Below are 13,193 nucleotides of genomic sequence, written 5' to 3'. Positions count from 1 at the left end.
AAAATTAATAGGATGACTAACAAATTCTTAATATTCAGTATAATTCTCTATTCAATTTTAACGCCTGTTTTAGCTCAGTCTTCTATAGAAACCGGGGAGAAATATCTTAATGAAAACCAAATTAAGCAGGCAAAGAAGGTTTTTAAAGAGCACAAGGAGAATTTAAAGGCCATAGAATACCTTGGTGATATTGCCAGTTTTGAGAAAAAATGGGATGAAGCAATAGATTATTATGAAAAACTGGTGGAAAACCAGCCTAACTCTTCGGCTTATAACTTCAAACTTGGCGGAGCCATGGGAATGAAAGCTATGGAAGCATCTAAATTTAAAGCGGCTTTAATGCTGGGCGATATTAAAACCTACCTGAATAAAGCTGCCGATTTAGATGAAAATCATGCAGAAGTCCGTAGGGCGTTAGTAGAACTTTATATGCAATTACCAACTATTATTGGTGGTAGCAAAGAACTTGCGCAGCAGTATGTGAAAGAACTTCAGTCAATAAATAAAGTAGATGCTTACCTGGCGCAGGCTTATATTCATAAAATAGAAGAAGACCGGGAAGCAATGAAAATAGCAGTGAATAAAGCCCTTGAAGCGGCCAATAAAGATAAAAGCCTGGTAGCGCGTAATTACCTGAATTATGAATTAGGCGAAAGAGCGGCTTTGTTAAATCTGAAGCCGGAAATGGCAGTTGATTTTCTTGAAAAGTATATAAAAAATTATAATTATAAAGATTTGAAATCGCCGGCCTGGGCCCATTTTCATATTGCTAAAATTCAGGCTTCAAAGAATAATCAGGATCAAGCTTTGTCTCATATAAATAAGGCCCTTGCATCAAAGTTTAATTTTCCTGAAGCCGAAAAACTCAAACAACAAATATTAGAGATGTAGGCTAAAGGCTTTTCCTAAAGTCTTAACTATATTTGCAGCCAGTTAACAGAGTTGAAATTGCCATAATTACTGGCGCGAAAAAGAATCTAATGAAACTTCATTTTATAGCAATTGGCGGTAGTGCTATGCATAGTCTTGCCCTTGCACTTCACACAAAAGGAAATATTATTACCGGAAGCGATGATGCTATCTACGAACCCTCAAAATCTGCTTTACAAAACAAAGGTTTGCTTCCGGAAGAATTTGGGTGGTTTCCTGAGAAATTAACACGGGAATTGGATGCCGTGATATTGGGTATGCACGCCAGGAAAGATAATCCCGAGTTGAAGAAAGCCGAAGAATTAGGCTTGAAAATTTATTCGTATCCTGAATTCCTTTTTGAACTTTCTAAAGAGAAAACACGCGTAGTAGTTGGTGGATCTCACGGAAAAACTACGATTACGGCTATGATATTGCACGTGATGCATTATCATGGGAAAGAAATTGACTATATGCTTGGTGCCCCGGTTCGCGGAATTGAAAATACTATTAATCTAAGCGATGAGAATGACTTTATGCTCATTGAAGGTGACGAATACCCGGCTTCAGCTATAGATCTTCGTCCTAAATTTCATCTTTATCAACCAAATATAGCCTTACTTAGTGGGATTGCATGGGATCACATTAATGTGTTTCCCACTTTTGAAAACTATGTAGAGCAGTTTCAAATTTTTATAAAATCTATTGTAAAAGGCGGAATCCTCGTTTATAACGAAGAAGATGAAACTTTGAAAATTTTAGCTGAAAATACCGAAAATCAAATAAGAAAGCATCCTTATTTTACCCCTGAATACCACGTAGAAGATGGAGAAACAATCCTGGAAACTTCTGAAGGGGATATGCCTTTAGAAATCTTTGGAAGACATAATATGAATAACCTTGCCGGTGCAAAATGGATTTGCCAGCATATGGGAATTGATGAAGACGATTTCTATGAAGCGATGATGGAATTTGAAGGGGCTAGTCGCAGGTTAGAAAAGATTTATGAAAATGAGAACGGAATTATTTTTAAAGATTTTGCGCACAGCCCATCTAAAGTGAAAGCCAGCACAGAGGCGGTCAAAGAACAATATCCCAATAAGAAACTTATTGCCTGTTTAGAATTACACACTTTTAGCAGCCTTAATTCAGAATTTATTCAGCAGTATAAAGATACTTTAGGTAAAGCGGATGAAGCTATGGTATTTTATTCTCCAGAGGCAATTTCGCAAAAACAAATGCAAGCTGTTTCTCCCGAGGAAATAAAAAATGCCTTCAATGAACCAAATCTGGAAGTGGTTTCTGAAACTTCAGCATTTAAAAAAATATTGGAATCTAAAGATTTTAAAAATTCGGTTTTACTTTTAATGAGTAGCGGGACTTTTGGAAGTTTAGATCTTGAAGAGATGAAAACTTTGTTTTAAGTTAAATACCTCATTTTAAATTGTCCCGCTGTAGATAAGAAATCATTTTTTATCTTTATAAAACTATGGGGCAGGAAAATCAGGTTGGTTTTGGAATTAAATCCTGGGCAGAAGACGATCGGCCCAGGGAAAAACTGCTTCATAAAGGTAAACTCAGTCTAAGCAACGCTGAACTTATCGCAATATTAATTGGTTCAGGAAGCCGCAATGAATCTGCAGTGCAATTAAGCAAACGCATTCTAGCTTCTACAGGAAATCAACTTAGCGATCTCGGAAAACTTTCAGTAAAAAAGCTCTGTGAATTTAAAGGAATTGGTCCGGCAAAAGCTATAAGTATTGTAGCTGCGATGGAACTGGGCCGGCGCCGAAGAACAGAAGAAGCCTTAGAGAAGAAGAAAATTACTTCCAGTGCTTCGGTTTTTGAGCTGATGCAGCCTATAATTGGCGAACTTTATCACGAAGAATTCTGGATTATTTATCTTAATAATTCCAATAAAGTTATTGAGCAATTACAACTTAGCAAAGGTGGCATTACCGGCACCCTTGTAGATGTGCGACTCACACTTAGAAAAGCGCTGGAAGTTGGTGCAACTTCTATTATTTTGGCGCATAACCATCCCTCGGGAACTTTAAAGCCAAGTGAAGCCGATAAGCAACTTACCCAAAAGCTTAAAACTGCCGCGCAAAGTTTAGATATAAAGGTGTTAGACCATCTTATTGTTACCGAAAAATCATACTTTAGCTTTGCAGACGAAGGCGTACTTTAAATTGATTAAATGCTACTAATTTATACCCAGAAAATCACCCCGCGAATAGTTTACACTTTCAAACATATTTGCACCAATGTTCTGGGGATTTCTATAAAATTTACTACTAAAATTGAAGAATTTATCGCCCACGAGGGGATGAAACTTTCTTACGGGAAACAAGCCCTGGGAAACGAATTGTTTGTGCAAAAAGTAGATCTTTTACTAGAACAGGGTTTAAGCGAGGTAGAAATAAAAGTACAGCCCTGGGGCGATAATTATTGCTTTTTCCCAGTGTCAGAAAACAGTGCTTTGCCTTTTGATATTTTTGCAGCTTCTTTCTTTTTACTGAGTAGGTACGAAGAATATTTACCGCACGTAAAAGACGATTTAGGGCGTTTTCCTGCTTCAGAAAGTGTAGGTTTTCAGGAAGGATTTTTAAAAACTCCCGTAGTAGATATCTGGGCTTATAAATTTAAGGAAATTCTGCTGGAAAGATTCCCGGAAATTTCACTTGCTAATAGGAAATTTCATACCAGGGCCATAATAGCAGTAGAGCACGTTTTTAATTTTCAGAATAAAGGGTTTTTGCGCAGTTTAGCAGGAATGCATTTAGATATTATAAAACTCCAGTTTAATAAAGTTTTAGATCGTATACAGGTAGTGATGCGGATTAAAAAAGATCCTATAAATATTTTTGAAGATCTAATTGCCTTTATAAAGGAATACAAAGTTCCTTTACTGTTTATGTTTCAGCTTAGTGATTTTTCTATTTACGATCGTAACATTAATTACAACCGAAACCCGTATCGCTCTATTATAAAATATGTGGGAGATTATGCTAAAGTGGGTTTAATGCCCGGTTATTTTGCAATGGAAGATTTTAAAACCCTTCGGAAGGAAAAGTTGCGTATGGAGAATACCGTACATACCCCTTTAGATAGCGTGATTAATGTGAAATATAATTTGAATATTCCTGAGTTTTATAATTTCCTCTCAGAGCTTGAAATTCCGCAGGATTATTCTATGGGATATCCTGAAACTGCCGGTTTTAGAGCGGGGACCTGCAGTCCTTTTTTGTTTTATGATATTAATACTGAATCTACCCTCGCTTTAAAAATTCATCCTTATGTATTCAATTCAAATATCGTAGAACATACAGATTTTGGACAATTAACCGGCGATATTGGCAAAATGATTGCTGAAGTAAAAAAAGTAGGTGGAAGTTTTAAAGCGGTATTTAAAAATCAGAATTTTTCTGAATATTCTAACTTCCAGGCTTATTACGCATTACTAAAACAGATTTATGAAATTAAGTAATATCAATCATATATTTTTCGATTTAGACCATACTTTATGGGATTTTGATCGAAATTCTGCCCTTGCTTTTGAGCGGGTTTTTAAATTCAGAAATATTCCGTTAGAGATAAACGATTTTCTCAAAATCTATATGCCGGTAAATTTTAAATACTGGGAGCGATATAGAAATGATCAGGTTACAAAAGAAGCTTTACGCTACGGGCGGTTAAAAGACAGTTTTGATCTTTTAAAATTTGAAGCCGATAAGGATTTAATAAATAATATTGCGATAGATTATATAGAATATCTACCCGACCATAATCATCTTTTAGATGGTAGTAAAGAGGTGTTGGATTATCTTCATAAAAGTTATGAATTGCATATTATCACAAATGGCTTTGAAGAGGTGCAGCATAAAAAACTTTCTAATTCCGGTATAAGTAAGTATTTTACTACAATCACTACTTCTGAAGAAGTAGGGGTGAAAAAACCCAATAGATTAATTTTCGAAGCCGCACTCAAAAAATCTTCAGCTACCCCCGAAAATAGTATTATGATTGGAGATAATTATGAAGCCGATTGTACAGGAGCTCAAAATTGTGGGATAAAACCCATCTTCTTCGACTACTATGGAAATAAAGAAAACATCGGCGTAATGCATATAAAAACGTTAAATGAACTAAAGACCTATTTGTAATAGTATTCTTTTGTTAATTTCGTTAGTGCAGCCTAAAGCCGTGCCTAATGAAATTACTTTCAAAATTTATTTTAAGAAGTATTGGCCTAGTGCTTATTGGGGTTGTGTTATGCGGTTGCGTAAAAGATATAGATCTTAACCAAAAAGAGGAAATTAGTTTAAGCCCAGATGTGCAAATAGATCTTCTTATCTACGATATAGACCAATCTCAATTTAAAGATCCTTCTACCGGAAATGTTAGAAACCATATAAGTGATACAGTTCGCTTAGAATTTCTGGACGACGATTATATTCAGAAAGATCTTACCTCAGTAGAATTTTATTTCAGGCATATTAATACTTTTCCCCACGAGATAGAAAGTAAGATAAGATTTTTATCTGATGGTAACCGGGAACAATTTGCGGTAAACTATACAATAAAGCCGGGGATTAATGGTAATCCCGTAACAACAGAACAGTTTGAGTTTATTGAAGAAAATCGTATACATTTAGTTCGTAGAACAATAAAAATGGTTGTTGAATTAGAGGTTCAACCGGGATCAGCGAAGTTTGAAGGGGAATTAGATTTCGCTTCCAAAGGCCTCTTTTCGTTTGAATTTTAATGATGTGGAGACTAATAGGATTGTTTTTAATTATTTCAGGAACGGTTGTAGCCCAAAACAAACCGCTACTGTTTAATGTAGACGATTTGCCACAAACTTTAATGAGTAATCCCGGGGCTCAAATTAACTTTACTGGCCATATTGGGATTCCGTTTTTTTCACAAATCCATCTTTCTGCAGGTTCTACGGGAGCCGATCTTTATGATGTTTTTGCCAATGATGGTACTAACATAAATACCCGAATTCAGGAAACCATGCGCAATATGGATTCCAGGGATTATTTTTCCATAAATCAGCAATTGGAAATCTTTTCTATGGGTTGGAAAATAGATAAAAAGAATTATCTGTCTACCGGTATTTACCAGGAAATGGATGTGTTTTCTTATTTTCCAAAAGACCCTGCGATTCTGGCCAACGAAGGGAATAACGATTATTTAAACGAACCTTTCTATTTTGACGATGTGTCTTTTACCGGAGAAATAATGACAGTGTATCACCTGGGAATTAACCATAAATTTGATAACCGGCTCACGGTAGGTGCGAGGGCAAAATTATATTCCAGTATTTTTAATGCCGAAAGTACCGGGAATACAGGCAGATTTACCACCTATACCACTCCCGATGGTAGAAATGTCTACAATCACGAAGTGGTAGATATGAACGTTTTAATTAATACCTCAGGTTTTGCTCCCTTAAAGGAGGAAGAAGGAATGACTGTAGAACAAGCTACCGCCGAATTGCTAAGTCGGTCTTTTTTTGGAGGCAACGTGGGTTTCGGCTTGGATTTGGGTCTTTCCTATATTTTGCATGAACAATTTATCCTATCAGGTTCTGTGCAGGATCTTGGTGCTGTTTTTCAGCGTAAAGATGTAGAAAATTACAGGTATTTTGGATCTTATGAAACCAGCGGGATAGAACCACTATTCCCTGAGTTGGATGCAAATGAGGAAGCATTACCATATTGGGACGATTTTGAAGATGAAGTAGATAGAAATCTTAGAGATGAAACTACCAACCAATCTTATACTACCTGGCGACCTATAAAAGCAAACTTTGCTATGGAATATGGTTTTGGCCCCGCTTTTTTACCCTGTCATTACCTAAGTGTGAAAAAAGTGAGGTATATGAATTTGCTGGGAATGCAGCTAAGCGGTGTAAAGAGGCCAAAAGGTTTTGTATATGCTTTTACTACTTATTGGGATAGAAAAATTAATGAAAACCAGCGCTTAAAAGTCTCTTATTCTTTAGACGATTATTCTTTAACTAATATTGGCTTGATGTATACAAGAACTTTTAATAAATTTAATGTTTATCTGGCTGCCAATAATTTGCTGGCTTTCCCTAATTTGGCCAAAGCTCACAGTGCTTCCCTGCAATTGGGGATGCAGCTTATTTTTAATGATTAATAATATTTAAATGAAAAGAATAATTTTTATAATCACTTTTTTTATTGGTTCTATTCCAATGCTTGCGCAAGATCTTGATCAATATAAATATGTTATAGTTCCTGAAGAGTTTGAGTTTTCTAAAGAAAAAAATCAATTTCAATTAAACGCACTCACTAAATTTCTCTTTGATAAATATGGATTTGAAACATTGATGAAAAGTGAAGAAAAACCAGCCGATCTTCAGGAGAATTATTGCTTGGGGCTCAATACCAAAGTAAAAGATAATTCGGGTTTATTTGTGACTAAACTGGTGATTCAGTTAGAAGACTGCAGAGGTAATATTGTTTTTGAAACCAAAGAGGGGCGAAGCAGGGAAAAAGATTATAAAGCAGCCCATCACGAAGCTTTGCGGGATGCTTTTAGTGATATTGAAGCATTAAATTACAGCTATAATCAGGGTGAAGTTGCAGCGACTGCACCTGCTAATGATAAGAAGCCGAAAGCTGCCGAAAAAGCTGAAGTAGCACAAAGCAAGCCTGAAACCAGAGCTCCCGAAGCTCCTGAAGACGCTCAAACACCTGCAACAGCTCCCGCCGAAGTAGTGGTTGAAAACCCTATGATAGATAATGATTCAGCAAAGGAATCGGAATTTGAAAAAGATAATATTTCTTATTTTCTTGAAAAATCAGATTCAGGGTATTCATTTTTTCAGGAAAATTCCCAGGAACCTTTTGCTGTTTTAGCCAAATCTGGTGAGAAAAATAGCTTTATCTACAAATCCCTCACCCGGCAAGGCGTAGCCTATTTTGACGAGGGTGGCAATTTGGTAGTCGAGTATTTAAATGCCGAAAATAAATCGGTTAAGCTTGTTTATAAAGCTTCAGCCAATCAATAATTATACTTGTTTTTCCAGCGTTTCTTAAGAAATTCTCTTTGAGCATTTTCCCGCGGATTGTTCCCGGGATCATAAAACTTTGTATTTTTTATTTCATCTGGCAAAAACTCTGCTTCTACAAAATTATTCTCGTGGTTGTGAGCATATTTGTAATCTTTTCCATAGCCAATATCTTTCATGAGTTTGGTTGGAGCATTCCTAATAGAAAGTGGCACCGATAAATTTCCTGTTTTTTTTACTGCGCTTTGTGCCTGGTTAATTGCCATATAGGCCGCGTTACTTTTTGGGGAAGTTGCCAAGTAGGTAACGCATTGGCTCAATACAATTCGGGCTTCAGGAAAACCAATGGTAGTTACTGCCTGAAACGTGTTATTAGCTATAACCAGGGCGGTAGGATTGGCATTTCCGATATCTTCACTGGCTAAAATTAGTAATCTGCGGGCAATAAATTTTACATCTTCACCACCTTCAATCATCCGGGCGAGCCAGTAAACAGCCGCGTTGGGATCGCTCCCGCGAATAGATTTAATAAATGCCGAAATAATGTCGTAATGCTGTTCACCGGTTTTATCGTAAAGCACTGTGTTTTGCTGAACCCTATTAAAAACCATATCGTTGGTAATTTCCAGGTTTCCTTCAGAAGAAGTAACGAGAAGTTCAAAAATATTGAGAAGCTTTCGGGCATCACCGCCACTTAATCTAAGTAAAGCTTCGGTTTCCTTTAATTTTATATTTTTGGCCGCAATAATTTTATCTTCCCGCATCGCTCTTTCCAAAAGTGCTACCAGATCTTCTTTGGTAAAAGGTTTTAAAATATAAACCTGGCAACGGGAAAGTAGGGCAGAAATCACCTCAAAACTCGGATTTTCAGTAGTTGCACCAATTAAAGTAACCCAACCTTTTTCTACTGCGCCTAACAGAGAATCCTGTTGAGATTTGCTAAAACGATGAATCTCGTCAATAAATAGAATAGGATTTTTTGTGGTGAATAAACCATCGCTTTTTTTAGCTTTTTCTATCACTTCCCTAACATCTTTCACGCCACTGCTAATTGCGCTCAGTGTAAAGAAAGGCCTGTCTGAAGTAGTGGCTATAATATTGGCTAAAGTGGTTTTGCCAACGCCCGGCGGCCCCCAGAAAATCATGGAAGGAATAATGCCTTGTTGAATTTGCTGCCTCAGTGCTCCCTTTGGCCCAATAAGGTGCTGCTGACTTAAATAATCGTCTAAAGTTTGTGGCCGTAATCGTTCTGCTAATGGTTTACTCATCTGACAAAATTAGTAAATTGAATAACACTTTGTCATCTATTAACAAATGGATTCTTTTTTGTAATATTAAAAGAAACTAATTCTTTTGAAACAGTCCAGTCCTTTTGTTTTTACTACCGGTGTTTTGGGATATCCCATCCTGTTTGTGCTGCTTATATGGATAGTTTTCTGGTTTGAGATTCGCTTCGGAATTAGTTTTAACAGTTTTGGTGTACGGCCGGGAGAAGTTAAAGGTTTACGTGGAATTTTATTCTCACCATTTATCCATGGCGATATAAAGCACCTTTTCAATAATACCATCCCGCTTTTTGTGCTTTCCATGTCACTTTTCTATTTCTACAGAAAAATAAGCTGGCCGGTTTTAATTATTGGTTTGCTGCTTACCGGAATTCTTACCTGGAGCATTGGACGGCCTGCGAACCATATTGGCGCGAGTGGAATAATATATATGCTTGCCGCTTTTTTATTTTTTAAAGGTATTTTTTCTAAATACTATAGGTTAGTTGCTCTTTCTCTAATCGTAGTTTTTCTTTATGGCGGAATGCTATGGTATGTTACTCCTATAAATCCTGAAATTTCCTGGGAAGGTCATTTATCGGGATTAATCTCGGGTTTTGTGTTATCGGTTTTTTATCGGAAGAATACTATTAAAAGTCCTAAATACGAATGGGAAAAACCTGAATACAGCGAGAAGGAAGATCTATTTATGCAGCATTTTGATGAAAATGGGAATTTCATTGAACGGCGCTTTGAAACGAAGGAAGAGGAAGAGGCTTACCAACCTCCCGAAGTAAATTCGGGACAGGTTCCGAAAGGGGAGCAATATATTGCAAATGAAAATGATGATAGAGATAAAATTACTTATCGCTATTTTTATAAGAAATCCGAATCCAGGAAAGAGTAAGGGAAAACCTTTTTGAATAACTAAGGAGTTTGTCTTTGTCTTATCGCTTCATACAAAAATACACCACAGGCAACCGATACATTCAATGATTCTATTTTGCCAAACATTGGCAGTTTTGCCTTTTTATCTACGCTTTTTAATATAGAATTTGAAACTCCTTTAGCTTCATTTCCCATAATAATTCCTGAGGCCTGCTTAAAATCTACATCGTAAATTGTGTCTTCTGTTTTTTCGGTAGCAGCTACCAATTGCACACCTGAAGATTGTAAATAAAAAACAGCATCTTTAATGTGATTTACTTTTACAATAGGAAGGTTGAATACCCCACCAGCTGAAGTTTTAACGGTATCGGCATTTAAAGGCGCACCTCCTTTTTCAGGAATAATTATAGCATCAACTCCTGTGCATTCTGCGGTTCTAATAATTGCCCCAAAATTACGGACATCGGTAATTTGGTCTAGCAATAGAAAAAGGGGAGTGGTTTTTTCTGCAAGAATTTTTTCAATTGTTTCTTCGAGGTTCCCAAATTTAATTGGGGAGATAGTCGCTACCACACCCTGGTGATTTCCTTTGGAAAGCTTATAAAGTTTTTCTTCTGGAACAAATGAAATATTATAGCTGCCCTTTTGAAGAAGGTGATTCAATTCTTGAAATAAAGGTCCTGAGAGGCCTTTTTGAATATATACCTTATCAATGCTTTTTCCTCCCTGAATAGCTTCTATAACAGCCCTAATTCCAAAAATACGTGTAGTTTCTTCCATAGGGCAAAGGTATGCTTTGTTAGGAAATTTAAATAAAGTTAAAGCATAAAAAAAGCCACCCAATCTGGGTGGCTTAGTAGTCAATATTAAAAGAATGGGAAATTAATCCTCGTCTTCAGAATCGTCTTCTTCTTCAAGAACTGTGATTTCACCTTCAGCACCTTCGGTTAAATCACCGCGTGTAGCTGCAAATTGGTAGAAAATAACATCTCCAACTTCAAGATTAAGACCACTGTAATCAAAATCACTCATGCTTACAGATCCTTCGGCAGTGTCAAGATCAAGATCTTCAATTATCATATATTCAGCATCTTCTCCGTTTTTCACCCAAAGATTTACTTCATCTATAGGTGCAGAAGTAGTGCTAACACTATATTCTAATTCAACATCATCCAACTTATTGATTGGAGCTGCTTCTGGATTATCACCTCCAAGAGCTACAGCTTCTACTACACTGATGGTGGCAGGATCATCAGATACGTTACCATTGGAAAGACTGGCACGAACCCTTACTGAATAAGTAGAGTCTACGGCAAATGATCCAAGATCAGCAGCATTGAAAGTTGCCATGTCTCCAGAAATATCGGCGGTAGTCAACGTACTTCCATCCTCAATTATTTCTACTGATTCTACGGTAACACCTTCGTCGGTAAACAATTCAATACTTAAATCCTGATCATAATCAAAAATTGTAAGGCTTCGGGTTTGTAGGTAGGCATAACCACCTACATCCCTTGGGTCTTCTCTATATCCGTTATCATCTGGTTCACAAGACGATAAACCAACTACTGCAATTAGGCAGAAGCTTATATATTTCAAAATGTTTTTCATTTTATATTTTTTAAAGTTATTGTTCAAAATTACCAATTACTCTTCATCCCAGAATAAAGGAGTTTGTTGATCATCACCACCAATAGCATCTGAAGCAGCGCTCCAGTTTGCGTTGTTTAGGTTTTGCTCGTTAACTGGATAAGTGTAGCGCAATGGCACTTCATTTCCTGTATCTTCTGGAAGGTTGAATGAAGGAGCATCAAATCTTCTCCATACATTCCATCCCTGGAAAGGATTATCATACATGGCTAACCAGAACTGAGTTGCAAATTGTTCCTCAGAACCATCATAGGCCACATCACCACTTGCAAGGTAATCTTCAATTTCTCCTTCAGAAATATCCCAATATTCCATAGAGGCAGTTATTGCAGCTTCATAGTGCTCTTCAGCAGTACCTCCTACAGAAAAATCATTCTGGGCAGCATCTGCAAGAAGGAATCTAACCTCTGCATAATCCATTAAAATTCCAGGATGAGTAGGTTCTCTAAATGCATCACCTACATGAGTATAATTCTGAAAAGAATTACTTCCACCATAAGTACCACCTATGTATTCTCCACTGGTTAAATTATCATCAAGATAAGCTGATCTTCTTGGATCTTCTAATTCATTAAGGATATCAACTGCAGTGTTAGCTGAAACATAATCTGAACGACCACTCTGAACTAAATCTTCCCAAAGAGGGTTAGTGTTTGGTGGGGCTGTTTGGAATTCTAAAGTTGCATTATCTGCATTGCTGTCAAAAACTCCATCAGTATAGGCATCCTCTGCTGTAGTTTTCGCAAGCGAAGGATTTACATCTGAAATTTGCATTGCAAGTCTCAATTGTACAGAATTAGCAAATTTTTCCCATTTAGCCATATCGCCTCCGTAAAGTATATCAGCACCAGAAAATCCCTGGCCGGCACTTAAATTTCCACTGGCGGCACCTATTCTTGAAATTAGGTCTTCGTAAATAGTTGCTGCATCATCATAAGCGGGAGAAATGTTATCTGCTCCTCCTAAAGCTTCTGAATAAGGTATATCACCAAAGGTGTCTACCAATACTTGCCAGGTGTATACTTCTAATACTTCAATTTGTGCAATTCTGGCTGTTCTTTCACCTTCACTAAGCGTTTCATCTTCCTGTACTTTTACTTTAGCATCTTCCAGGTTGAAAATTACCCATCTATATAATCTATTCCAGTGATTTTGTGGAATTCCACGATTAGTTAAATCGTAGTTAGGTTCATCTAAGTAAGTCGTAGAGGTCCAATACTGCGCTACAAATCTGAAGATGTTAAGGTTCACATTAGGACTTGCCATTTGTCTGCTTAAATCTTTTGTAGCACTAGTGAACAAGAAATCTGCGGCTACATCCGTCGGATTTTTTGGATCTTTGTTGAGATCTTCATATTGCTCATCAGTTTGGCAAGACCAAAGTGTTGCTAGAGCAATAAATGTTAATATATATTTTTTCATTTTAATAT

General features: G+C 36.8%; 13 protein-coding genes. 9 read left to right on the top strand and 4 right to left on the bottom strand.

Annotated features, from left to right (window positions below):
* Positions 1–12: 12 nt before the first annotated feature.
* From B4F31_RS07085 to B4F31_RS07050, 8 genes are all read left to right on the top strand, one after another.
* Positions 13–891: a tetratricopeptide repeat protein gene (locus B4F31_RS07085; RefSeq protein ID WP_286760968.1), complete on the top strand. Its 879-nt coding sequence runs from the start codon at positions 13–15 to the stop codon at positions 889–891.
* A gap of 89 nt (positions 892–980) precedes the next feature.
* Entirely contained in the window at positions 981–2,333 is a 1,353-nt protein-coding gene (locus tag B4F31_RS07080; RefSeq protein WP_093304339.1) for a UDP-N-acetylmuramate--L-alanine ligase, read from the top strand.
* A gap of 65 nt (positions 2,334–2,398) precedes the next feature.
* Complete coding sequence (radC, locus tag B4F31_RS07075; RefSeq protein ID WP_075324966.1) at positions 2,399–3,100, top strand: RadC family protein; 702 nt, start codon at positions 2,399–2,401, stop codon at positions 3,098–3,100.
* A 9-nt stretch (positions 3,101–3,109) separates the two neighbouring features.
* Positions 3,110–4,399, top strand: coding sequence for a polysaccharide deacetylase family protein (locus B4F31_RS07070; RefSeq protein ID WP_286760967.1), 1,290 nt, complete (start codon positions 3,110–3,112; stop codon positions 4,397–4,399).
* Entirely contained in the window at positions 4,386–5,075 is a 690-nt protein-coding gene (locus tag B4F31_RS07065) for a YjjG family noncanonical pyrimidine nucleotidase (protein ID WP_075324964.1), read from the top strand. Before B4F31_RS07070 ends, B4F31_RS07065 begins: the two co-directional genes overlap by 14 nt.
* A gap of 47 nt (positions 5,076–5,122) precedes the next feature.
* On the top strand, positions 5,123–5,677 hold the full coding sequence (locus B4F31_RS07060; RefSeq protein WP_075324963.1) for a hypothetical protein: 555 nt from the start codon (positions 5,123–5,125) through the stop codon (positions 5,675–5,677).
* On the top strand, positions 5,677–7,083 hold the full coding sequence (locus B4F31_RS07055; RefSeq protein ID WP_286760966.1) for a DUF5723 family protein: 1,407 nt from the start codon (positions 5,677–5,679) through the stop codon (positions 7,081–7,083). Before B4F31_RS07060 ends, B4F31_RS07055 begins: the two co-directional genes overlap by 1 nt.
* 10 nt (positions 7,084–7,093) lie before the next feature.
* On the top strand, positions 7,094–7,960 hold the full coding sequence (locus B4F31_RS07050; protein WP_286760965.1) for an SPOR domain-containing protein: 867 nt from the start codon (positions 7,094–7,096) through the stop codon (positions 7,958–7,960).
* On the opposite strand, the gene B4F31_RS07045 is transcribed toward B4F31_RS07050, so the two are convergent.
* The gene (locus B4F31_RS07045; protein ID WP_093304241.1) at positions 7,954–9,228 is read right to left on the bottom strand and encodes a replication-associated recombination protein A; all 1,275 of its coding nucleotides are present in this window, start codon (positions 9,226–9,228) and stop codon (positions 7,954–7,956) included. The two genes, B4F31_RS07050 and B4F31_RS07045, sit on opposite strands and share 7 nt — an antisense overlap.
* 85 nt (positions 9,229–9,313) lie before the next feature.
* Here B4F31_RS07045 and B4F31_RS07040 point away from each other — a divergent pair, with 85 nt between their 5' ends.
* Positions 9,314–10,132 carry a rhomboid family intramembrane serine protease gene (locus B4F31_RS07040; RefSeq protein WP_075324959.1) on the top strand — a complete coding sequence of 273 codons (819 nt, stop codon included), beginning with the start codon at positions 9,314–9,316 and terminating at the stop codon, positions 10,130–10,132.
* 20 nt (positions 10,133–10,152) lie between these two features.
* Here B4F31_RS07040 and rlmB read toward each other — a convergent pair whose 3' ends face one another.
* The 3 genes from rlmB to B4F31_RS07025 form a co-directional block, all read right to left on the bottom strand.
* Positions 10,153–10,893, bottom strand: coding sequence for a 23S rRNA (guanosine(2251)-2'-O)-methyltransferase RlmB (rlmB, locus tag B4F31_RS07035; RefSeq protein ID WP_075327854.1), 741 nt, complete (start codon positions 10,891–10,893; stop codon positions 10,153–10,155).
* A gap of 102 nt (positions 10,894–10,995) precedes the next feature.
* Entirely contained in the window at positions 10,996–11,724 is a 729-nt protein-coding gene (locus B4F31_RS07030) for a hypothetical protein (RefSeq protein ID WP_075324958.1), read from the bottom strand.
* Between the two features lie 36 nt (positions 11,725–11,760).
* Positions 11,761–13,185, bottom strand: a complete 1,425-nt coding sequence (locus B4F31_RS07025) for a SusD/RagB family nutrient-binding outer membrane lipoprotein (RefSeq protein ID WP_286760964.1) — start codon at positions 13,183–13,185, stop codon at positions 11,761–11,763.
* Positions 13,186–13,193: the final 8 nt, after the last annotated feature.

Source organism: Salegentibacter sp. UBA1130, from assembly GCF_002311535.1.
Taxonomy (GTDB): domain Bacteria; phylum Bacteroidota; class Bacteroidia; order Flavobacteriales; family Flavobacteriaceae; genus Salegentibacter; species Salegentibacter agarivorans.
This window is presented reverse-complemented; position numbering and strand designations above follow the sequence as displayed.